The organism is Brucella pseudogrignonensis (genome assembly GCF_002252525.1).
Taxonomy (GTDB): Bacteria; Pseudomonadota; Alphaproteobacteria; order Rhizobiales; family Rhizobiaceae; genus Brucella; species Brucella pseudogrignonensis.
In genome coordinates this window covers 215,416-238,255 of record NZ_NNRM01000017.1, presented here as the reverse complement: position 1 = coordinate 238,255, position 22,840 = coordinate 215,416, and the positions used below count along the sequence as shown (strand labels likewise).

Sequence of the window (22,840 nt, the reverse complement as noted above, 5' to 3'; positions counted from 1 at the left end):
CACAGAAAAAATGCCGCTTGTCGTCACCGAGCGCACGGCCAATGCGCTGCGCCTGACGGCAGTGGATGCTAAGGCTGCAAAGCTCGGTCTTTTCCCCGGCATGGCGCTGACCGATGCGCGAGCGCGGGTGGAAAGGCTTGACGTTGCAACAGCCGCACCGGAACGCGATGCAGCGTTGCTCAAGCGTCTTGCCCATTGGTGCGAACGCTACACGCCGCTTATAGCCTTCGACGAGCCGCATGGGTTGATGCTCGACATCACTGGCTGCGCACATCTTTTTGGCGGGCTTGCTGCCATGCGTGAGGACGCAATCATGCGGATTGAACGGGCTGGCCTGAACATACAGGCGGCAATGGCTGACAACAGCTTTGCCGCACGGCTTCTGGCACGCGGAACGCGCGGCGGCGTTTTCAGCAAGGCTGGTGTCGACCATTTTTTACCACGCCTGCCGATCAGCTCTCTTGAACTGAACGAGGCTGCTGAGACGGGCCTTAAACGCGCCGGGCTAAAGCGCATTGGCGATGTGATGGCGCTGCCCCGCGCAGCCTTGACTGCGCGTTTTGGAACCGACCTTGCCACCAAGCTTGACCGGCTGGCACGACAGGAGCGCGCACCGATTTCGCCCCTGCGTATCGTGCCGCTCAACATTGCCGAACGTCGCATGTCCGAACCGGTCACGGTGATGGAGCTTGTTGAGCAAATTTTGCAGGAGCTGGCGCAGGAGCTGTTTGCACTTCTTGAAATCGAGGGAAAAGGCGCACTTCTAATCGAAGCATCCTTCTTCCGTGTCGACGGTGAGGTGCGCCATATCCGTATCGAAACTGGCCAGCCTTTGCGTGAAGATCGGGTATTTCTCAGGCTGGCGCGGGAGCGGCTCAAGGCTCTCACCGATCCGCTTGATGCCGGTTTTGGCTTCGACATGATCCGCCTGGCAGCACTTCGCAGCGGAGCAATCGCACAGCGCCAGACAGGGCTTGATCAGCATGAAGAAGATGAAGCTGGCTTCAGCCAGTTGATCGACCGGCTTTCGGCGAGGTTGGGGCAGGAGCGTGTACTGGTTTCCTTTTCGCGCAATACGCACATTCCCGAACGAGCTTTTGGTCTGCGCCCGGCCCTGCAAATCCACAAAAGCGAAGGCGATTATGAAAGCAGCCCAACACTTCCCGATGATCCGCCCGCGCGACCAATCAAACTGTTTCGTCCACCGCAGCCAATCGAGAGTATTGCGGAAGTACCTGACAGTCCGCCCTCGTTTTTCCTGTGGCGGCGTGTGCGTCATCATGTGCGGCTTGCCGAAGGCCCAGAACGGATCGAACCGGAATGGTGGCTTTCCATCGGTCATGATGTGCCACAGCTGCGCGATTATTACCGCGTGGAGGATGATAACGGCCAGCGCTTCTGGATTTTCCGCGAAGGGCTTTATGACGGCTTGAATCATCCGCGCTGGTTTTTGCATGGGCTGTTTGCGTGATGCCCCGCTATTTTGAAATGGCGGTGGCCAGCAACTTTTCTTTCCTGAGTGGCGCATCGCATCCGCAGGAGCTGGTCTTGCAAGCTCACGCGCTCGGGCTGTCCGGTATCGGCATTGCCGACCGCAACACGCTGGCCGGTGTGGTTCGCGCCCATGCTGCGTGGAAAGATATTCGCGACACATGCGACTTCCGTCTGTTCATCGGCTGCCGCCTTTCCTTCATTGACGGCACGCCAGACATGGTCGTCTATCCGCGTGATCGCGCAGCCTATGGACAATTGTGCCGCCTGCTGACAGATGGCAAGCACCGAGCTGTCGCCAAGGGAGAATGTCATCTTGAGTGGGGCGATCTGCTATTTCGGGCGCGGCAGTTTCAGATCGCAGTCTTTGCTCCCGATGAAGATGATCCTGATTTTGCGGCACGTCTGACGGAGATCGCACAAGCCGCGCCCGGCTCTGTCTGGCTGGCGCTGACCATGCCGCATCGGGGGCATGACGGACGCCGCGCAGAGCGCATCGCACGCTTTGCAGCGGAAGCGAATGTGCCGTTGCTTGCCACCAATGATGTGCTTTATCACCATACGGATCGCCGTGCGCTGCAAGATGTGCTGACGGCAACACGGCATTACACAACAGTTTTCACGGCAGGGCGATTGCTTGAAAAAAACGCCGAGCGGCACCTCAAACCACCGCATGAAATGGTGCGCCTGTTCCGCAATTACCCGGCAGCGATTGAGACGACCGCCGATTTCGTGGCCCCAATCACCTTCCGGCTCGATGAGCTAAGCTATGATTATCCTGATGAGCCAGTGCCACCGGGCAAGACACCGCAACAGCATTTGCATGATCTGACATGGTACGGCGCTGCCCAGCATTATGGCGCGGATAGCATACCGCCGAAGGTGCAAGGACTGATCCGTAAGGAACTGGCACTGATAGAACAACTGCAATATGCGGCTTACTTTCTCACCGTCCATGACATTGTGAGCTTTGCCAAAAGAGAAAAGATTCTGTGTCAGGGGCGAGGATCAGCAGCCAATTCCGTTGTCTGTTTTTGCCTTGGCATAACCGGAGTCGACCCGGCAGAAGTGGATCTTCTGTTTGAGCGTTTCATCTCCGTCGAGCGAAAAGAACCACCCGATATTGACGTCGATTTCGAGCATGAGCGGCGCGAACAGGTGATGCAATATGTCTATGATCGCTACACGAGAGACCGTGCGGCGATTGTCGCGACCGTTATCAGCTATCGCTCGCGCAGTGCCATCCGCGATGTCGGCAAGGCGCTGGGCCTGACTGAAGATGTGACGGCTGCACTTGCCAACACGGTCTGGGGCATATCTGGCGGTGGTATCGACAAGGAACATATCCGACAGGCAGGGCTTGATCCCGATAATCCCATCATCCGGCGTGCAGTCGAACTGGCGCTGGAGCTGATCGGTTTTCCACGGCATCTGTCGCAGCATGTGGGCGGGTTTGTGCTGACGCGTGACCGTCTGGACGAGACAGTGCCAATCGGCCCGGCTGCAATGGACAAACGCTCGTTCATTGAATGGGACAAGGACGACATCGACGAAGTCGGTCTGATGAAAGTCGATGTGTTGTCGCTCGGTATGCTCACCTGCATCCGTAAGGCTTTCGACCTCATTCATACGCACAAACCGCAGCTTTATGGTGGCAAGAAGCTGACGCTCGCGACAGTAGAGCGAAAAGATGACGCTGTTTACGACATGCTTTGCAAAGACGATTCGGTCGGCGTGTTTCAGGTTGAAAGCCGCGCACAGATGAACATGCTGCCGCGCCTGCGCCCACGAAAATATTATGATCTTGTCATTCAGGTCGCCATTGTACGCCCCGGCCCTATTCAGGGCGACATGGTGCATCCTTATCTGAGGCGGCGAAGCGGACAGGAAAATGTCACCTATCCCTCGCCTTCCCCCGAACATGGCGAGCCGGACGAGCTGCGAAAAATTCTGGAAAAGACCAAAGGCGTGCCGCTGTTTCAGGAACAGGCCATGCGCATTGCCATTGAGGCCGCGAAATTCACGCCAGATGAAGCCAATCTTTTACGTCGCGCCATGGCGACCTTCCGCAAGATGGGCACCATCCATACCATGGAAACGAAGATGATCGATGGCATGGTCAACCGTGGCTATGATCGGACCTTTGCCGAGAATTGCTTCAACCAGATCAAAGGCTTCGGTGAATATGGCTTTCCGGAAAGCCATGCCGCAAGCTTTGCGCATCTGGTTTATATTTCCGCATGGATCAAATGCCATCATCCAGAGGTGTTTGCGGCAGCGCTTCTCAACTCACAGCCTATGGGGTTTTATGCGCCAGCGCAGATCGTGCGCGATGCCTGTGAGCATGATGTGAGGGCATTGCCTGTCGATGTGAACTTTAGTCAGTGGGACAATATTCTGGCAGAAACGCAGGACGGGAAACTTGCGCTTCGGCTCGGCTTTCGTCAGATCGACGGGTTTTCCAAGCGCAATGCCAAGCTCCTTATGGCAGGCCAACATGATCCTTATCGCAGCATTGAAGACATGCACCACCGCCTGCGACTAGACCGGCGCGCATTCACTCTCCTCGCTGATGCCGACGCTTTCGGTTCACTCGACATTGACCGCCGTGACGCATTATGGGTCGTGCGACGTCTGCCCAATGATGAAACATTGCCGCTGTTCCGCGCCGCCGAAACAAGCGAACTGGCGGAAGAACCGCGCACGAAACTTCCGGAAATGGCTGCTTCCGAACATGTGATTGCCGACTATGAAACAACCCGGCTCTCGCTTAAAGGCCATCCGCTGCAATATCTGCGTGAAGGCCTTGCAGCAGAAGGTGTTTCCACCTGTCGGGCCGTGCAGCAAAGCAAACAGGGAAGCCGCATGAAGGTTGCGGGCATTGTCACCGTGCGCCAGCGTCCCGGCAGCGCCAAGGGTGTGGTGTTTCTAACCATCGAAGATGAAACGGGCATTGCCAATATCGTCGTCTGGCCAAAGATCATGAAGACCTTCCGCCGCGAAGTGATGGGGGCACGGCTTATTCTTATTGATGGGCAGGTTCAGCGCAGCCCGGAGGGCGTCGTGCATCTGGTGGCGGCGAAAATTCAGGATCGTTCCGCTACACTCATTGAAATGAGCGGACGCGAACCGCAAAGGCTCATTGCGCCCTCACAAACGACCGCACGTCATCCACGAAATGTGAAGATTATGCCGAACTCACGCGACTTTCATTAAGACTGAAATCACGTCCCGACCACGAACACTGCACAATAATGAAGTGCAGCGCCAACCACGACAAAGCCATGCCAGATGGCATTTTGAAAACGCAAGCGTTCCCAGACGTGGAAGATCACGCCCAGCGAATAGACCATACCGCCTGCAGCGATCAGCCAGAAGACGGCAGGCGGCAGTGATTGCACCATGGTGTCATAGACCATGACGCCACTCCAGCCGAGCGCCAGATAAAGCAGGATCGATAGACGATCAAAGCGTCCGGGCATGAAGAGTTTGAGAAAGATACCGACAAACGCCACGCTCCAGACAAAGAGAAGCAGCGGCAAGGCGCGATCACCCATATGCATGGCAAAAGGCGTATAAGTGCCAGCAATCAAGAGATAAATGGCCGAATGATCGAAACGGCGCAGGAACCATTTTGTCGGCGAAACGGGCCAGATATTATAAACCGCCGAAATCCCGAGCGCACCCAGAAGACTTGCCAGATAGACGCTCGAAGAAATCGAAGTGGCTGCCGACATGTTCGGTAGAAAATAGAGCAACATGGCAATTGCACCGGCAAGCGCCAGAGCAACACCCAGCACATGGATGACGCCATCGGCCCAAAGCTCAGCCCGATCATATTTCCATTTAATTGGATAAGGCAGTTTTACATCCATCTCACGCGCTCTTGTCTTCTAAAGGTGGGAACCGGTTTTGGGATAAACCGCGACACGCTTTTGTTAAGACAGCAAACTGCCATCGCTTTGCAGCGTCAAGATGACAGTTTGTCGGATGAACTTATTGCGCGGAAGGCGTATAGGAAGCCTGAATCGGTGCGACACCCGGCAACGGAGCAGCAGCTGCATCTGGCAGAGTTGTCGTTTCGGATGACGCCGCTGCGGCATCGCGGGTTGGGCCACTACGCTTCCAGCTGCCATCAAGTCCGGTTTCCTGCAGCAATCCCTTGCGCTTGGCATCATAATAATAACCGCGTGCATAGAAACGAACAGCTTGGCTTTCGTCTCCACCAGCAACCTTATAGGCGCCGGAGAGGTAACGAACCGCATATTTCAGGTTCGTCTCAGCATCGAGAAGGCCCTTGGCATTGCCCTTGTAGCCCATACCGCGCGCGGTTGGATGACTGATCTGCATCAGACCCCAATATGGTCCATTACGCGCACCCGGATTAAAACGGCTTTCGCGATGCACCACGCGGCGTACCAGACGCTCCGGCACATCATAGGCAACAGAATACTTGGTAATCAGCGCGTCGAGTTCTTCCGGTGCGTGATCAGGTGTTTCAAATGCCATATTGGCAGCCATGGAGGCTGGTGAGGCTTCCGCCTGCGCACCGGCATAAGCCATCATCGGCTCAGACTGACCGCGAATGCCCGGAATCGGCACATTGGTAGGAAGAACCGGGCTTTCGAGCGATGCAACTGCCTGCGTTCCATCAGCAGGAGCAGTCGCGTCAGCAACTGCGGTGGCGCCTGCGGCTGGAGTTGCCGTGTCGCCCGTTGCAGATACGGTTGCGGTCGTCGTTGAATTTTCAGTCGGCGAAATCAGCGCGGTCTTTGCAGGCTTTCCGTCACTTGTCGTGTTGCAGGCGCTGAGAGCAACTGCACAACCGAGGAGGAGAGCACCTTTAAGAAAGGTCAGAGAAAGCGGCTTTGATGGAGCTTGTGTACGCATGAGTGACCGATCCTATGAATCGAAATCTTGTTCGATGCGTTTTTCGAGTTCAACCAGATCAGCTGGCAGAGGCATACCTGTGGCTTTGAGCGTGTTAAGCTTCTCACGAACCGTTTCACGAATCTCATGAACGTCCTGCGGCTGATTTACCATCTGCTCAAAAAGCAGGGCGATTTCCGCTTTGATGTCCTCGAATGCCATAAGACCCTCTTGGCTTGAGCGGTCCGTTTTGCGGCCCGGTTCAGACAATATTCTTTCAATCGATGACAGTCATGTACCACGCAAAATACGCAAAGCGGAAGCCCAGAACGTCAAAGGCGCGTCAAAATGAATATTTCAAAGCGTAATAGAGCGATTTTAAGCCTCACAGAATGCGAGGCAGCATTGTATCTATCGCATTGAATTCATGTGCAAAAATTCCGAAGTCGTCAAAACCGAGACCACCATCGGGATCAAACAGATAAATGCTCATCCAGATGAGCGCACATGTCAGCAAAATCGCCAAAATCGTCAGAAGCAGAAGGCGGCGACCGAGAGCGGCCTTCTGGCCCGCTCCCTCAGGTGGGTTCTTATTCATATTCAATCGTCATTCGTGGCATTCAAATCTTCTGGTGGTGTACCATGTTCTGGCTCTGCTGCAAGATAGCCCTGATGCACGAGCGCCTTTCGGAGAATGAGAATAATTGCCTCAGTCTGATTGAGGCCCGGATGCGTCTCATGAATGAAACGTTCGAGAGCGTCATGCACGTCAGTGGGGAGATAGGTGCTCATCGTTCCTCCGTTATCAGAGCGCTTTCAAATGAGGTCAGCGCCCTGTCTTTCGTTCTTATTATTACCCTGCACAAAACTGATGTGCAGTTTTCACCCAAATGCTCGAAGCCCCCTAAGCCAGCCTAGACAACCTTTACAGAAATCGACCCAACGCCGCCTACTGCCCCTTCGAGAAGGTCACCACGCTGGACAGGTCCGACGCCTGCCGGTGTGCCAGTGTAAATAAGGTCGCCCGGTTGAAGCTCAAACAGAGACGAAAGATAAGAAATCGTTTCGGCAACCTTCCAGATCATCTGATTAAGATCGCCCGACTGGCGGGTTTCTCCATTAATTTTCAGAGAAATTTCAGCCGATTCGGGATGGCCGATTTCCGACACGGGTACAATGGCTGAGCATGGCGCGGAATGCTCAAAAGCTTTCGCCACCTCCCAAGGACGACCCGCCTTCTTTGCAACGGCCTGCAAGTCACGGCGCGTCATGTCGATGCCGACTGCATAACCATAAACATGGTCCAGTGCCTGTTCGACTGCAATGTCCTTGCCGCCTTTTTTGAGAGCCACGACCAGCTCAATCTCATGATGCACGTCTTCGGTCTTCGGCGGGTAGGGAAAATCACCGCCTTCAATCACAAGGCTATCCGGGTTTTTCTGGAAGAAGAAAGGCGGATTGCGCGTTGGATCACCACCCATTTCAATCGCGTGATCGGCATAGTTCTGACCGACACAATAAATGCGATGCACGGGAAAACGCGCTTCGGTTCCCTTAACCGGCACGAATGGCTGCGGAGAAGGCGCGAAAACATAGTTTGTCATGAAAGGCTGATCCCGTGAGAATATAACTGATATTGAATATCATGCAGGCAGGAATCATCTGCGGCAAGCCTTGGCGGTGCAATTTTCCGTCATGCGTTATTATGCCGTTGTGACGATGTAATTCGCATCGCGTGAGGATGAGACCACGAGTTCGGCATTGGGAATATCATTGGAAAGTGCGCGCTGACGTGCTGCGTCTTCTGTGTGTCCATAATCAAGCCAACGCTGGATGAGGCGACGTTCAAGCTCGGAAAAAGGCACTTCCAGAAAGATCGTCATATCGAAAAACGATGCGAGTTCCGTCCAGGGCTCCTGATCGAGCAACAGATAATTGCCTTCCACCAGCAGAATTTGATGATCGGCGCGCACGATTGCTGCGCCGGCGCGTGCAAGATCAAGCGTGCGATCAAAGGCCGGAATGACGACATCTTCCGAAGCATTTTTCAAGCGCTCCAGCAGAGCTGCAAAGCCTGCGCAGTCAAAAGTGGGCGGCGACCCTTTACGGCTCCGAAGGCCTCGCTCATCAAGGATTGCATTGTCCAGATGAAAGCCGTCCATCGGCACAATAACGGCTGGCCCTACTCCGCCTTTATTGATCGCATCCCGCAGATATTCAGAGATCGTCGACTTACCTGCACCGGGTGGACCAGCAATCGCAACAATCAAACGGCCGTCTGTAATTGAAAGCTTTGAGAGAATTTCTGCCGGCAGACTTTCCGTTGGGCAAGGCTTCATATGAGGGTACCTGAAATGAAAAATAGAAGTGTTTCTGCAGAACAGCACACAGTTTGTTATTTTCAAACAATAAGTTTGATCTATCTTGTCTTGCAATGACCGCAAAGACTGATCACTTGCTAGTTCAAATCATTGAATCGAACGGGAAAAATATGACCGTCAAGACAGTTGCAACCACGCCCTTTCAGGATCAGCAACCCGGAACATCCGGTCTGCGCAAGAAGGTCCCGGTTTTCCAGCAGCCCAATTATGCTGAAAACTTCATCCAATCGGTTTTCGATGTGCTGGACGGCTTTGCGGGCAAGACGCTCGTGGTTGGTGGTGATGGTCGCTTCTATAATCGCGAAGTGATCCAGAAAGTCATCAAGATTGCAGCGGCCAATGGTTTCGGCCGCATCATGGTTGGTCAGGGTGGTATTCTCTCCACACCTGCAGCTTCCAACATGATCCGCAAATACAAGGCTTTTGGTGGTCTCATTCTCTCCGCCAGCCACAATCCCGGCGGCCCGAACGAAGATTTTGGCATCAAATACAATATCGGCAATGGCGGTCCTGCGCCTGAAAAGATTACCGAAGCGATCTTTGCGCGCTCGAAGGTTATCGATCAGTACAAGATCATAGAAGCAGCTGATATCGACCTCAACACGCTCGGAACCGCCAAAGTTGGCGACACCGAAATCGTCGTCTTTGATCCGGTCACAGACTACGCCGAACTGATGGAAAGCCTGTTCGACTTTGATGCCATACGCGCCATGATCAAGGGCGGCTTTGGCCTGAAATTCGATGCCATGCATGCCGTTACCGGGCCATATGCCAAGGAGATTTTTGAGCATCGTCTTGGCGCTCCGGAAGGCAGCGTGATGAACTTCGTTCCGCTGCCAGACTTTGGCGGACATCATCCCGATCCAAATCTCGTTTATGCCAAAGAGCTTTACGACCTTCTGATGTCTGATAAGGCACCGGATTTTGGCGCGGCATCGGACGGCGACGGCGACCGCAATCTCATCATCGGACGCGGCATTTTCGTAACCCCATCCGATTCTTTGGCAATGCTTGCGGCCAATGCGCATCTGGCACCCGGCTATAAGGACGGCATCAAGGGTATCGCCCGCTCCATGCCAACCAGCGCCGCAGCCGACCGCGTTGCAGAAAAGCTGGGCATCGGCATTTATGAAACGCCAACCGGCTGGAAATTCTTCGGCAATCTGCTCGACCACGGCAAGGTGACGATCTGCGGTGAGGAAAGCTCCGGCACTGGCTCTGACCATGTGCGCGAGAAAGACGGGCTGTGGGCAGTTCTGCTTTGGCTCAACATTCTGGCGGTGCGCAAGGAAAGCGTGAAAGCCATTGTCGAAGAGCATTGGGCGCGTTTTGGCCGCAACTATTACACCCGTCACGATTATGAAGCTGTTGATTCCGACATCGCAAAACAGCTGGTTGCTGATCTGCGTGGCAAGCTTGCAAGCCTGCCCGGCACCAGCGTCAACGATCTGAAGATCGAAAAGGCCGATGATTTCGCCTATCATGATCCGATCGACCATTCGGTAAGCGAACATCAGGGCATCCGCATCTATTTTGAAGGCGGTGCGCGTGTCGTTCTGCGTCTTTCCGGCACAGGCACATCGGGTGCCACCATCCGCATCTATATCGAGCGATATGAGGCAGATCAGGCCAAGCATGATCTCGACACGCAGGAAACACTGGCAACGCTGATTGATGCAGCAGAACAGATTGCCGAGGTAAAAAAGCGCAGCGGGCGCACTGAACCGTCGGTGGTTACATAATAAAAAGGGCCCTCTCGGGCCCTTTTCCTTTTGCGGGTTATTCGAACACAATCGCCGGAGCGGGCTTTCCAGCTCCCTCACCCGACTTCATATTCGCCCAAACCTTGGCTGCAATATCGCGATAGATTTTCGCATGTTCGCTGTCTGGTTCAACGACTGTGATCGGTGTGCCGTTGTCGGAATGCGCGCGCACATCCATATGCAGCGGCACTTCCCCAAGGAATGGCACGTTTAGGCGCTCAGCTTCCTTGCGCGCGCCACCATGTCCGAAAATATCATAGCGCTTGCCAGTGTCGGGCGCGATGAAATAGCTCATATTCTCGACTATGCCCAAAAGCGGCACATCGACCTTGCGGAACATGGCCAGTCCCTTGCGCGCATCAATCAGCGCCAGATCCTGCGGTGTGGAAACAACGACTGCACCCGCCAGCGGCACCTGTTGCGCCATAGTGAGCTGTGCATCACCGGTGCCGGGCGGCATATCGACGACAAGGACGTCGAGATTACCCCATGCCACTTCGCGCAGCATCTGTGTCAGCGCCGACATAACCATCGGTCCGCGCCAGATCATCGGTGTGTCTTCATCCACCATGAAACCCATCGACATCACCTTGACGTCGTAGTTTTCCATTGGCTTGAGAATGCGGCCTTCAACCGTTTCCGGGCGACCAGAAAGGCCGAGCAGACGTGGCATGGATGGGCCGTAAATATCGGCATCGAGAATGCCGACCTTCAGACCATTTGCGGCCATACCAAGCGCCAGATTAACGGCAGTCGTTGATTTACCGACACCCCCCTTGCCGGATGCAACAGCAATAATTGCGCCAACGCCGGGAATACCAGGCTTGGCTGCCGGGCGCGGTTGCGGTGGTTGGCGATTTGGCGCTGCCGCAGCCTGTGTCGGGCGTGGCTGTGGTTTTGGTGGCGGGGGCGCATCGTCACTTGTGCGACCGCCCTTCTTTTCCGCAGTCAGCGTGACCAGCGCACCGGACACACCCGGAATTTCCTTAACCGCCTTTTCAGCAGCCAATCGCATTGGTTCAAGCCCGTTTGCGCGATCCGCAGGAACCGTGATGGAAAAGAAGACCTTGCCGTCGGCAATGAAAATATCCGACACCAGACCGAGCGACACAACATCGCTTTCGAAATCTGGCCCTGTCACAGCTTTCAGCCGTTCGAGAACCTGTTCACGCGTTACGCCTGACATTATTCCAACCTCGTCTGCGGCAAGCTCTCCGCTTGCCCGCTTTGCATGTCTTGAGATAATCCAGTTTTAGCCAAAAGGCCAATAGAACCAAGCAAAGAGTTTTGAGAGACAGGTGACATAATGGCCAAAGCCATCCACACGATGATACGCGTTCTTGATGAGGGAAAGTCTGTTTCCTTCTATGATCAGGCTTTCGGTCTGAAGATCGCCGAGCGCATCGATTTCGAAAGCTTTACGCTTGTTTATCTGCGCAATGACGAAGCCGACTTCGAAGTAGAGTTGACCATCAACAAGGGGCGTACAGAGCCATATGACCTCGGCGACGGTTATGGCCATTTAGCTTTTGTGGTTGATGAACTTGATGCAGAACATGCTCGTTTCACAGGACTGGGCTTCAAGGTCGGCAAGCTGGTAGACTTTAAGAATGGTGACGTGCAGGTCGCGCGCTTCTTCTTTGTCGAAGATCCGGATGGCTACAAGATCGAAGTCATTCAGCACGGCGGGCGCTATGTTTGAGTAAGGGAATAAGGGGGCGCAGACCTTCTTTGAGCGCAAGCAAAATTCTTGGCTCTGAGCTCCCACCTTATTCTCTACTGCCTTAAGAACGCTTCTATTTGACGCTTGGCAAAGACAGCCACGTTGGAATAGATAAGGTCGATCCTGAAGGAGATTTTTGGGTTGAACACGCGCGCAGTCCAGTTACGGGCAACATTGGCGATACGCATTCTGAGCGTATTGGCACTGATGCTTGTCGCTTTTGGGCACAAGCCTGTTACGCTCGCTTCTCCTGAACAATTGCTGCTTGCAGAATATGTTCTGCCTGATGGCAGTTATCCCGTTCTCTGTATCACCGATCACGCAGTCGATCAGGACGGACATGACCGGGATCAACATCTGCATAACAGTAATATCTGTGATGCCTGCCGTATTTCGTCGGCATTCCTTTGCCCTACCCCCGCACCATCAACTGGTGCTGCACCGAATGTTGCCGCTGCTGACATTGTCGTACCGTCAGAGCCAATCTTACGGCAAACAGCCTATCCACCGTCCGCGCCACCACAAGCGCCGCCCTTTGCCTGAAATCAATTTTCCTGCGCACGCTTAACAGCGCTGCGTCCCTACATTTGATTATTCAGGTTTCTTACAATGAAAAACACTCGTTTTCTTACATCCGCTATTTCGGTTTTCGCACTTTGCGCTTCAGCCGGCTTTGCCAGTGCCCACTCGTCGCTTGAACAGAGCGAAGCCAAGGCTGGCGGTTTCTACAAGGCGGTTGTCCGCATCCCGCACGGCTGCGAGGGCAAAGCCACGACCGCTGTAAAGATTGAACTGCCAGAAGGTTTTGTTTCAGCGCAGCCACAGCCGAAGGCTGGCTGGAAAGTTGAAACAGCCAAGGGCGACTATGCGCAGAGCTATAAGATCCACGGCAAAGACATAACCTCCGGCGTAAAGCAGGTCACATGGAGCGAAGGTGAACTGCCAAGCGACTTCTATGATGAGTTTGTCGTGGTTGGCCAGCTTGCCAAGTTCGATAAGGACACAACCCTCTCCTTCCCAGTCACGCAGTTCTGCGGCACAGATGATTCCGTCGCATGGACCGAAATTGCAGCCGAAGGCCAAAACCCCCATGATTTGGAACATCCGGCACCACAGCTTCGCGTGATGGCTGCGTCTGGCGCCGATGAACATGCGGGCCACGGTGGGCATGGTGACCACGGAAACCACGGCGATCATGCTATGGCCCCAACCAAGGTCGGCGATCTTAGCATCAGCGGCCCATCAATCCGCGCCATGGTTCCAGGTGCAAAAGTCGCTGGTGGCTTCCTTACCATCAAAAACGACGGCAAGGATGCAGACAAGCTGGTCAGCGTCACAACAACCGGTGTCAAGCGCGTTGAAATCCATGAAATGAGCATGGAAAATCAGGTCATGAAGATGCGCAAGCTCGACGGCGGCTTGGATATTCCAGCTGGCGAAACGGTTGAGCTGAAATCCGGTGGCTATCACCTGATGTTCATTCAGCCAGACCAGCCTTACAAGGAAGGCGACAAGGTTTCCGCGACGCTGGAATTCGAAAAGGCTGGCAAGATCGATCTCGAATTTCCTGTGACGCCGCAGAGCGGCAAGTCCGACGATCATTCAAACCACTAATATCGTAAGACGCCACAGCATAATTCCTTAAATCTGAATCGGATTGAGGTAAAATTATGCCGTAAATATAGAGTGTTAGAGCCATTTTTTGCGCCCAAAAGGGCGCACGGCGCTCTAGAGCAAAGGGTGGTAACGCGCTTCTCTCCGTGCATTATGCGCCCGTTTGCCGCAACCGCTACCCAATTGTAGCGGTTGCGTTCTTCGTTTATTGCTATAAACATGACTTTTATAGTCTAGAATAATTCTACACTGTTGAAATAATTCACTTTTCTAAAAGCTGAGTAATTGACTCCAGATCAATTTAGAGCTTTTATGCGCGAGAGTTATTTTGTGCAGCCTTTGATGTTTGGGCCTTGAACCCGTTCGATTGGAGGACCTATGATCGGTCTCAGTGAGTGCCGGTCCGCAAATGTGGATGGGTTGCCTTGGCAACTTCATCTTATGCCGACCGGATATTGCAATGCGCGAGGGGAAACAGAACGCCTCGCGAAGCAAAAGCAGCAAAGCTGCGCGTCAGTTCGTACCTCTGAGTGGAGGCGAACATGAATATGCGCATAACAGAGCTGAACGGCGCCAACAGCGTGGGCTATTATGATCGCCTGCCTGAGAAGCTGGTGCTGGAAGGCTATCGCCGCTGGACAGCTGGTTTTGAAACCGGATCGATCATTCCTTGGGAAATGACCTGGGGCCTCTATTCGGAATTGCTTGGACCATCGGAAGCAAAGCGTGCTGTGGGGGAGCTCTCGCAGTTCATCCGCGTGCTGCGTCATTGTGCAAGCTGCCAGCTACGCGCCTTTCCATTCGATTCACAGCATGTCTGCCGAGAAGAGTGCCTGACGCTGGGCCTGATTTCAGGCGTTCAGAATCAGGATGGCTTACTGCTCCAAACATGCCTTGAAGCAATCGCCTGCAAACGGCGTTGCGACGATGTGGCAGATGCGGCCCGCAGTTTTGCCGATACTTTGGCCGATTTCGGACAGACTTTGTTGCCAATACCGATTCACGCCATCGACAGTGCTTTGAACATAAACCGGCGCGCGACCTTTCACTGATTTCAGGAACGCTGCGTAGGAAATGAATTTGATTTAGGCCGCAGAAAGCGGCGCGAGGAGAACGAAAATGCAAGCCAGAACCGAACGACGCCTCGGCTTTGTTGCTGCTATCGCACTTACGACGGCAGCCTTTGCCATGCCAGCAATATCGACCCAGATGGCGCAGGATACGACTGCATCAACCACCCTTCATGCATCGGTCGACAGCATGAAGATCGAGCTTTCTCGCCTTGTTGCTTTTGCCGACACCGCGACCAAGCCGGTTCATTACGAATAAGCAAAAGCAACGATCAGCCGGGCGAAACGCCTCCAGTCCGTCCGGTAAAAACGAGAGCGCGTACATAGATCATATGTGCGCGCTCTATTTTTTGCCCATCGGTGAACCGATCATCCAACGATGATCGGTGCTTGCCCCTGAACACGATTATAAAGATCGATGATGTCCTGGTTCATCAAACGGATACAGCCCGAGGACATGGACTGACCAATCGACCACCATTCCGGCGACCCATGGATGCGGTAGCCCGTGTCGCGGCCATTCTGGAAGATATAAAGCGCACGCGCGCCCAGCGGATTTTGCGGCCCAGGCTCCTGACCATTGCGGTATTTTTCAAGCTCTGGTTTGCGCTGAATCATTTCCGGCGGAGGCGTCCAGCGCGGCCATTGCTTCTTGTATTGAACATTGGCGCGGCCCTGCCATTCAAAGCCAGCCTTACCGATGCCGACGCCATAGCGCAGCGCTTCGCCACCCGGGAGCACGTAATACAGGAAGTGATCCTTGGTGCTGACCACGATGGTTCCAGGCGCCTCGCCTGTCGGATCAGGCACGATCTGACGGCGAAATTCTTTCGGTACTTTCTGATATGGAATGGCTGGAAGTGCATAAGGCCCTTCCTGCACCGAAGCATACATCACATCCGGCGTCGTAATGTTCTTATCGACACTGATCTGCGGGCGCATCGGCGATATGCCGCTTGTGGACATCGGGTCGATGTTCATCTGAAAAGCAGACATGTCCATGGTTTGCGAACAGCCCGCGACACCGCCAAGCATGGCAGCGCCGGTGCCCAGCAGAAAATGACGACGGCTTAATTTCTCACTCAACTTAGACATACAAATCGTCCAACTCGAAACAATCGGCAAAATGCCCTTTTATCGTCCCAACAATTTGCGTCCTTATGGTTGAGGAAGCGTTAAATCACTCGCGCAAACGTTAAGAAAAATGGTTACCGTGAGGTCGATAAAATAAAGGCCGGGGAGATACCCGGCCTTTTTGATCAAGCTTTGCTGATCGATCAGTAATCTTTTTCGTAGAAGATACCGCCGCTGGAATCGCCTTCTGATCCAAGCGCGCCCTTGACCTTCAGGTTGCGGGAAATGTCTAAATTGACGGTGCCTTTGGTCGATCCGCCAGAACCGGCTTCAACACCCAGATAAATATTGTCCCGAATATAGCGACCCGCACGGACGGCAGTTTCGCCCTTGCTGTCAGTCACGACATCAATATCGTCGAGACCTGTTCCCTGACGCAGTTTACCCATCAGCGAGTTGTTGGAACCGCCGGCCAATTCTGCCGCTGCTGCTGCAAGCTGTGCAATCTGAAACGCCGACAATTCGCCGATTGAGCGCTTGAAGATCAGATGCGCCAGCACTTCGTCCTGCGGCAATTCCGGTGAAGACGAGAACACGATATTGAGATTATCGACCGTGCCGGTCACCGTAACAATTGCCGTGATGTCATCGCCTTCACTGCGTGCAACAAAGTTGATTTGCGGATTAAGGTCGCCAACGAGCGTGACATGTCCTTCATCGAAGGTGATGCGTTGGCCGAGAATGCCAATGCGACCGCGAATAAGATCAAATGAGCCAACGGGCTGGATGCCGGTCACAGGACCTGTCAGCCGTACGCGACCGCCAAGCTCAGTATCAATGCCACGACCACGAACAAATATCTGGTTTGGCGCGTTTACAACGACATCAAGACGCGGAACTGTCGGGCGAGCAGTGGGCGTCGGCACCTTGCTGCGGCGCGTTTCCACTTTAGCGCGATCGAGCGTCGCCTGAACGTTCTTGGGCGTATTGATATGGCGCACCGGAACATAGGTTGCACCACCGCCAAGATTCTCCGGCACAGTAATTTCGGCACGATCCACATCGATGCGGCCTGCGATCAGCGGGTCACGCATCAGCGGCCCGGTGATCGTAATGCCACCATTCACCGTTGCCACCACCAACTTGCCGTCGGCATAGCGCGCACGATCAAGTTTGATATCAATATTCGCCGGGAAATTGGCTGCAGCATTAGTCGAGATCGTACCGGTCGCAGAAATCGCGCCACCACTGCCAAAGGCTGCATTGACCTGACGGAGCGTGATGGTTTCACCCTCCATCGCGCCCATAATATTGATGTTGTTCAGACGAACATTGGTTTCAGGATCGATAAACTGCGCACCTGACGCCGAGAACATCCCGCGAAGCTGTGGCTTATCAAATCCGCCTGAAACACTTGCCGTCAACGAAAGCGTACCGCTTGCCTGCGCACCACGGTCCGCAAGGAAGCGGTTGGCGAGTGCTAGTGGAAGACTGCCAGAAACATTGACACCAAGGCCCTGTCCCGAGAATGGAACCTTGCCGTTGGCTGTGACATTGAGGCCCTGCGGACCATCAACAGTCAGCGAAGAAATATCGACCGCCTTTGCCGCATAGTTACCAGCAGCTTGCAGGCTCAGCGGCGCAAGGCCGTTGTCGCGCAGAGGCTTTGCCGCCAGTCCTGTACCACGCAGATTGAAGCTTGCAGCAGGATTGGTCAAAGGTCCGGTGACACGCGCTGTACCCGTGACATTACCCGCAAGGTCCTGCCCTTTCACAGCGCCATTCAGTGCAGTCAGTGGCAGATTGGCGAGATTGATATCGACCGCCATATCGCCCTGTCCGAGCGGAACACTACCCTTTGCGGTCACATCAATGCCACCACCACCAGTAACATGAGCATCCACATTCAGACGATTATTATCCGAGCTACCCTTGGCATCAGCATTGAGCGGCGCGATGCCCTGATCTTTTAGCTGTGCCGCCGTGACGCCCCGCGCGGCAATATCGAAAGCAGCATTCGGGTTCTCACGTGTTCCTGTGACGCGAGCCGTGCCATTGAGCGTGCCGCCAAGACCAAGATCAGGTTTGAAGGTATTAGCGAGCGCCAAAGGCAGATTGGAAAGTGCAACCGAAAGATCGAGACGCTCTCCAATCGCACCATTGACCTTTACCTGACCGTCACCGGTATTGACGATGATATCGCCAAACGAAATGTCACTGCCTTTCATGGCGATGGTTGCAGGCGCTGCTAGTACCGCTGAAAGTGAACCCTGCCTCACATCGGCAGATGACAGCCCCAGCTCAAAACCACCATCCTTCGGCTCCAGCGAACCGGATGCGTTGGCCAAAGTGCCAATCTTGAGCTTGGTGCTCGCAGTGAAGTCGGTCTTTGTTCCCGTTGCATTGGCCTTTGCATCAAAATTGTCGATGCCTAAAGTGCCAACGAGAATATCGCGCGCTGCCGCTGTGCCATCGACGACCGGTACACCAAACAGATCCTGTGCCGTTAGCGCAATATCAGCCGAAGCAATGTGATTACCATTGATCTTGAGACTATTGGCCTTGGCATTAACAGTTGCATTCTGGCGTTCGCCATTGGCATCGAGCGTAATGTCGGCATTCGCCGCACCCGTTGCATCGGCGAGGAAAAGTGCCGCGGCGGTCGAGATATCCGGTGCATCCACATTGAGCTGGCCAGCAAGAAGGCCTTTGGCGTTCTGTGTAACATTGCCAGAAAGATGCGCGCCGCCTGCATTGAATACAAGGTTGGTCAGACGCTTCTCGTCATTGACGATATCGATTACTGACCCGAGATCAATCTTTTCGCCATTGAGGAACGCACTGCCTGCAAGCTTGCCGGAAAGCGATGCACCCGTCGTTGCATTGCCGTCCAGAAGCGCGTTGAAGTCAAGAGCACCATCGGCGAGCTTGCGGTCGGCAAGCGTGCCCTGTGGTGCATCGGCACGAAGGGCCAAAGCAATAAGCTTATCATCGCCACGCGCGCTACCCTTGATCGTCATGCGACCGGAAGCTTTGTCGGACAGAAGCTTGAGATCAGACAGCATGACGCCAAAATCGAAATCGGCTTTATCGGATGCAAATGAGCCATTGGCAGTGATTTCGCTCAGCTCATTGCCGATGCGGAAATCACGCGCGGAAAATCCTTCCGCGCTGCGGCCCAGAGCGCCACTGAGACGGACTTCACCGTCGAGGATATTATCCACGGCTTCGGTGCCGGTACGCATGTTCTGCGCCGTACCATCAAGATTGAGCTGGAATGCGCCGCTGATCGGCCTGACAATGCCGGATGCCTTCACGTCAATGCTGCCAGCCAGATCACGTCCAGCGAGCTCGGCATAAGGAGCAAGGCTCGCAACCTTGGCAATGATATCGCCGTTGAATGCAAAGTCATCAATGTTGCCCTGAAGCTCAAGGCTCAGACCATTGCCCTCGATGCTTGCCTTGGCGAGCTCAACAGCCGAGCCGGCGCGCCAGCCGCCCGCAATCGCCAGATCGATTTTCTGACCCAGCGCTTCGGCAACTTTTGCATCCGTAGCATCAATACCGCTGATGCCGCCATTCACATTGAAAGTGACGTGGCGATTTGTAATATCACCAAGATTTTCAGCAACGCCGCCCATATCCAGCGCGATGCTGGAAGCTGATACGGTCGCATTCTTGAAACCTGAAACCGCAAGCTTACCCGTCCAGTCATTGTTTGGACGATCACCATAAGAGATTTGCAGTGTGGCGTTGTTGATAGTCGTATCACCACCCTTTACCGGCAGGAGTACCTCGCCCTTGCTGTCATCCTGAATGGCCGCATCAACGCGAAGCTTGTTCAGGAAGCCATCATTTCCGGATTCAGCTGAAGCTTTTATCTTCAAAGCAGCGGTATTCAACGCCAGATCATCAAGGCGGAAGCCACCGCCGTCTTTCAGCAAACCATTGGCGACAAGTGCAGTCTCTGCACCAAAGAAGTCGCGAAATGCTGGCGGAACCAGAACCGCGATAGGTCCATCGACACGCGTTGCAAAAACACGCCCGTCAGCCTGACGAACAAGCGTAAAGCCGCCGGTGAGCGTGCGGCTGCCATTGGTATCAAGGGCCAGATCGATCTTGAGGTCGTCGAGCGTGCCATTGCCGGTCAGCGTCAGATCAACAGGCGGACGGCCATCAATATTGAGCACATTGGCAACAATACCATTGGCCGGTTCCGCAACCTTCAGATCGAGATCAAGCTTCTGATCGGCATTGGCATAAGCTGCCCGGAGCGAAAAATTACCACCCGGGCCATCAAGGCGTTTGATATTGAAAGCGGAATTCAGCGATCCATCGGCCAGCGACAGATTACCGTTGAGCGAAACTTCCGATTGCAGACCGAAAATATCCTGACCAAAGTGCAGGCTTGAGACGTCGAGGCTGTCGATATTGATCGAAAGCGGCAGTTCCGGCAGGCTGAAGCTTGATGATTCAGGCGAAGGCAGACTGTTATCCGGCAACGGCTTGCGGATCAGGTCAATACGCTCTGCCACCAGCGACTGAATGCTGAGTCGGCCAGTGAACAGCGCCGTGCGGCTCCAGTTGAGTTTTGCATTTTCAATTCGCAGCCATACACCTTCACGGTCGGCAATGGTAATTGCGCCGACACTCGCTTCAGATGACAGAAGACCGCTCAGACCCGAAAACTGGATACGACGGTTTGGCGCGGAAAGCTTGCTCTCCACGAAAGAAATGAAATACGACTTTTCCTCTTCCGCCTGCTCCTGCGCGACCACAGGAATGGCGAAGAGAATGAAGGCTAAGAGTGCAAGAAATCTGGTCAAAACGCCTGTCCTATGCCTACGTAGAATGCATAGCTCGGATCGCCCGAGCGGCGGTTAAGCGGAAGTGCGACGTCGAGGCGGATCGGCCCAAGTCCCGTCAGATAGCGTAAGCCGAGACCCGCGCCCACACGCATTTCTTCCGAAAAATCTGGATAGGATTGCTCGCCCACATAGCCCGCATCGACAAAGCCAACAACACCGATGGAATCGGTGACGCGTGCGCGCACTTCACCCGATGTTTCAACCAGCGAGCGGCCACCGATGACATCGCCCGTCGATGTTTCAACACCGACACCGCGATAGGAATAGCCACGGATGGAGCCACCGCCACCCGCAAGGAAAAGCTGGTTGGGCGGCAGATCTGCAATATCGGCACCAACAACCGAACCGACCTTTACGCGACCTGCGAGAATCACGCGGTTTGTTGCTCCAAAGCCGTAATAGGCACGGCCCTCAGCTGTAAAACGGGTTGCAAAATTGCCGCGTTGAAACTCGTAGAACGGCTGAATATTGCCTTCGAGATAGACACCGGAGCTTGGGTCGGGCTTGTTGTTGCGGCCATCATAAAGAAGATTGCCTTCAAGCCCGCCTGTCGTAAATTCACGGGTTCCGAAATAATCGTCATCGAAGCGGCCATGGCTGGCCTTGGCATAAAGCGCCCCCGAAAGCTCATCACTGAAAATCTGCGTGAAGCCCGTCTTCGCATTGATCGATGTTTCGGTATAGGCGTCGAGCACTTCACGCTTTGCATCGAGTGCTGCAACGAAATCCGTGTCCGGCGTATAAACCCCAGGCTTTGTGAAGCTCGTGCCCAGCGTATAGGTAAAGTTGGCCGGATCGAACGAGTTGTCTTGTGAGCCACCTACACCACTGACCTTGGCATCAAAGCGCAAACGTTCGCCTCTGCCGAAAAGGTTGCGATGCATCCAGTATCCGGTGACGCCGAAGCCATCAAGCGTTGAATATTCTGCACCAAAACCAAAGCGGCGTGGCTTGCGCTCCTGAACATTGAGCGTCATTGGCAGACTGCCATCCGCCTCAATTTTCTCGGCTTCCTCGAAATTCATCGCACGGAAGACTTCCATGCGACCAAGCCGCTTTTTAGCCTTCTCTATATCGTCAGGATCGTATTCCTGTCCCGGCTTCAAGCCCGTCATCCAGGCTACGAATTGCGGGTCCATACGCGCTGTACCAACCACACTCACAGGACCGTAATGCGCCTTACGACCCGGATCGAGCGAAACGTCAGCGGCAAGTGTATTGCCGTCGTGATCGGCTACAATGTCTTCGCCGGTTACTTTTGCCTTCGCATAGCCCTGCTGACGCCAGGCCTCGACTGCCAGACGCTCTGCCTTCAGGATCGTACCTGAACGGGCAACCTGACCGGGTGCAAAGCCAGCTTCTTCCGGCGACTGCACTTTATCGCGCTTGTCGACAGGCGGCGGCGCAATGTTGGAAATTGCTGTGCGCGAGAACAAAAACTGAGGACCGGGATCAACTGAAATGTCGATCTTGGCATTGTCTGGGATATCGGCATCAACGGGAATATCATTGGCTTCACGACCATCAACCTTGATGGAGATCGTGCCACCATATCGACCTTCGCCATATAGCGCTGATAGAATGCGGCGATAATCGCCACGCGCCTTGGCCAAAAGCCCTGCTGAACCTGATGCTGGCTTATCTTCATCCGATACGAGGCCAGAAGCGCCTTCGATAACGGATTTCACGTCAGCATCGCTACCGTCAGCGTTTTTGCGACTGCCTGTTGCCTCGACGTTTACTGAATAATGCTTGGGATCGGAGATGACCGCATCGGCATCCTCCGTCTTATCCTTGCCCCAGAGGCGGACGCCAAAAATCTCGAACGCCAATGCAGGCGACACCGTCATCGAAGCAAATTGCACCGCAAGCGCGAGCACAATAAGACTTCTTCCCTGTATCGTCCTGTTACTCCAAGTCATACACGTTACTGTCCGGTTTCTGTTTTACGACCGCTCGGGTAGCGCTTCGTCCTCCCCCAAATCCC

General features: G+C 54.3%; 19 protein-coding genes. 8 read left to right on the top strand and 11 right to left on the bottom strand.

What is annotated here, in order from left to right; genetic code table 11:
* Positions 1-10: 10 nt before the first annotated feature.
* Positions 11-1,471 carry a Y-family DNA polymerase gene (locus CEV34_RS07730; protein ID WP_039859473.1) on the top strand — a complete coding sequence of 487 codons (1,461 nt, stop codon included), beginning with the start codon at positions 11-13 and terminating at the stop codon, positions 1,469-1,471.
* Complete coding sequence (locus CEV34_RS07725) at positions 1,471-4,707, top strand: error-prone DNA polymerase (RefSeq protein WP_094543500.1); 3,237 nt, start codon at positions 1,471-1,473, stop codon at positions 4,705-4,707. The genes CEV34_RS07730 and CEV34_RS07725 overlap by 1 nt, the downstream gene beginning before the upstream one ends.
* An 8-nt stretch (positions 4,708-4,715) precedes the next feature.
* Here the strand turns inward: CEV34_RS07725 and trhA are convergent, their stop codons facing one another.
* From trhA to CEV34_RS07690, 7 genes are all read right to left on the bottom strand, one after another.
* Positions 4,716-5,366, bottom strand: a complete 651-nt coding sequence (trhA, locus tag CEV34_RS07720; protein WP_007873029.1) for a PAQR family membrane homeostasis protein TrhA — start codon at positions 5,364-5,366, stop codon at positions 4,716-4,718.
* Between the two features lie 121 nt (positions 5,367-5,487).
* Positions 5,488-6,381: a lytic transglycosylase domain-containing protein gene (locus CEV34_RS07715; RefSeq protein ID WP_007873028.1), complete on the bottom strand. Its 894-nt coding sequence runs from the start codon at positions 6,379-6,381 to the stop codon at positions 5,488-5,490.
* A gap of 12 nt (positions 6,382-6,393) precedes the next feature.
* The gene (locus CEV34_RS07710; protein ID WP_007873027.1) at positions 6,394-6,582 is read right to left on the bottom strand and encodes a hypothetical protein; all 189 of its coding nucleotides are present in this window, start codon (positions 6,580-6,582) and stop codon (positions 6,394-6,396) included.
* A 163-nt stretch (positions 6,583-6,745) separates the two neighbouring features.
* Positions 6,746-6,958 (bottom strand): hypothetical protein, encoded by a 213-nt coding sequence (locus CEV34_RS07705; protein ID WP_039859432.1) that lies wholly within the window; start codon positions 6,956-6,958, stop codon positions 6,746-6,748.
* A gap of 2 nt (positions 6,959-6,960) precedes the next feature.
* The gene (locus tag CEV34_RS07700; RefSeq protein ID WP_007873025.1) at positions 6,961-7,152 is read right to left on the bottom strand and encodes a hypothetical protein; all 192 of its coding nucleotides are present in this window, start codon (positions 7,150-7,152) and stop codon (positions 6,961-6,963) included.
* 122 nt (positions 7,153-7,274) lie between these two features.
* Positions 7,275-7,964 carry a fumarylacetoacetate hydrolase family protein gene (locus CEV34_RS07695; RefSeq protein ID WP_007873024.1) on the bottom strand — a complete coding sequence of 230 codons (690 nt, stop codon included), beginning with the start codon at positions 7,962-7,964 and terminating at the stop codon, positions 7,275-7,277.
* A 99-nt stretch (positions 7,965-8,063) separates the two neighbouring features.
* Positions 8,064-8,699: a nucleoside/nucleotide kinase family protein gene (locus CEV34_RS07690; RefSeq protein WP_007873023.1), complete on the bottom strand. Its 636-nt coding sequence runs from the start codon at positions 8,697-8,699 to the stop codon at positions 8,064-8,066.
* Between the two features lie 152 nt (positions 8,700-8,851).
* Here CEV34_RS07690 and CEV34_RS07685 point away from each other — a divergent pair, with 152 nt between their 5' ends.
* Complete coding sequence (locus CEV34_RS07685; RefSeq protein ID WP_007873021.1) at positions 8,852-10,483, top strand: alpha-D-glucose phosphate-specific phosphoglucomutase; 1,632 nt, start codon at positions 8,852-8,854, stop codon at positions 10,481-10,483.
* Positions 10,484-10,520: 37 nt separating this feature from the next.
* Here CEV34_RS07685 and apbC read toward each other — a convergent pair whose 3' ends face one another.
* Positions 10,521-11,690 carry an iron-sulfur cluster carrier protein ApbC gene (apbC, locus tag CEV34_RS07680; RefSeq protein ID WP_007873019.1) on the bottom strand — a complete coding sequence of 390 codons (1,170 nt, stop codon included), beginning with the start codon at positions 11,688-11,690 and terminating at the stop codon, positions 10,521-10,523.
* 120 nt (positions 11,691-11,810) lie between these two features.
* On the opposite strand from apbC, the gene CEV34_RS07675 reads away from it, so the two are divergent.
* The 5 genes from CEV34_RS07675 to CEV34_RS07655 all read left to right on the top strand — a co-directional run bounded on the left by CEV34_RS07675 (position 11,811) and on the right by CEV34_RS07655 (position 15,170).
* A complete protein-coding gene (locus CEV34_RS07675) occupies positions 11,811-12,206 on the top strand; it encodes a VOC family protein (protein WP_007873018.1) in 396 nt (131 codons plus the stop codon).
* 162 nt (positions 12,207-12,368) lie between these two features.
* A complete protein-coding gene (locus CEV34_RS07670; protein WP_007873017.1) occupies positions 12,369-12,770 on the top strand; it encodes a hypothetical protein in 402 nt (133 codons plus the stop codon).
* 66 nt (positions 12,771-12,836) lie between these two features.
* On the top strand, positions 12,837-13,841 hold the full coding sequence (locus CEV34_RS07665; protein ID WP_007873016.1) for a DUF1775 domain-containing protein: 1,005 nt from the start codon (positions 12,837-12,839) through the stop codon (positions 13,839-13,841).
* A gap of 542 nt (positions 13,842-14,383) precedes the next feature.
* Positions 14,384-14,893: a hypothetical protein gene (locus tag CEV34_RS07660; RefSeq protein WP_171379998.1), complete on the top strand. Its 510-nt coding sequence runs from the start codon at positions 14,384-14,386 to the stop codon at positions 14,891-14,893.
* A gap of 67 nt (positions 14,894-14,960) precedes the next feature.
* A complete protein-coding gene (locus CEV34_RS07655; RefSeq protein WP_007873014.1) occupies positions 14,961-15,170 on the top strand; it encodes a hypothetical protein in 210 nt (69 codons plus the stop codon).
* 110 nt (positions 15,171-15,280) lie between these two features.
* On the opposite strand, the gene CEV34_RS07650 is transcribed toward CEV34_RS07655, so the two are convergent.
* From CEV34_RS07650 to CEV34_RS07640, 3 genes are all read right to left on the bottom strand, one after another.
* Positions 15,281-16,006 (bottom strand): L,D-transpeptidase, encoded by a 726-nt coding sequence (locus tag CEV34_RS07650; protein ID WP_007873013.1) that lies wholly within the window; start codon positions 16,004-16,006, stop codon positions 15,281-15,283.
* A 182-nt stretch (positions 16,007-16,188) separates the two neighbouring features.
* Entirely contained in the window at positions 16,189-20,811 is a 4,623-nt protein-coding gene (locus CEV34_RS07645) for a translocation/assembly module TamB domain-containing protein (protein ID WP_083898614.1), read from the bottom strand.
* The gene (locus tag CEV34_RS07640) at positions 20,808-22,775 is read right to left on the bottom strand and encodes an autotransporter assembly complex protein TamA (protein WP_051063900.1); all 1,968 of its coding nucleotides are present in this window, start codon (positions 22,773-22,775) and stop codon (positions 20,808-20,810) included. The genes CEV34_RS07645 and CEV34_RS07640 overlap by 4 nt, the downstream gene beginning before the upstream one ends.
* Positions 22,776-22,840 lie beyond the last annotated feature (65 nt).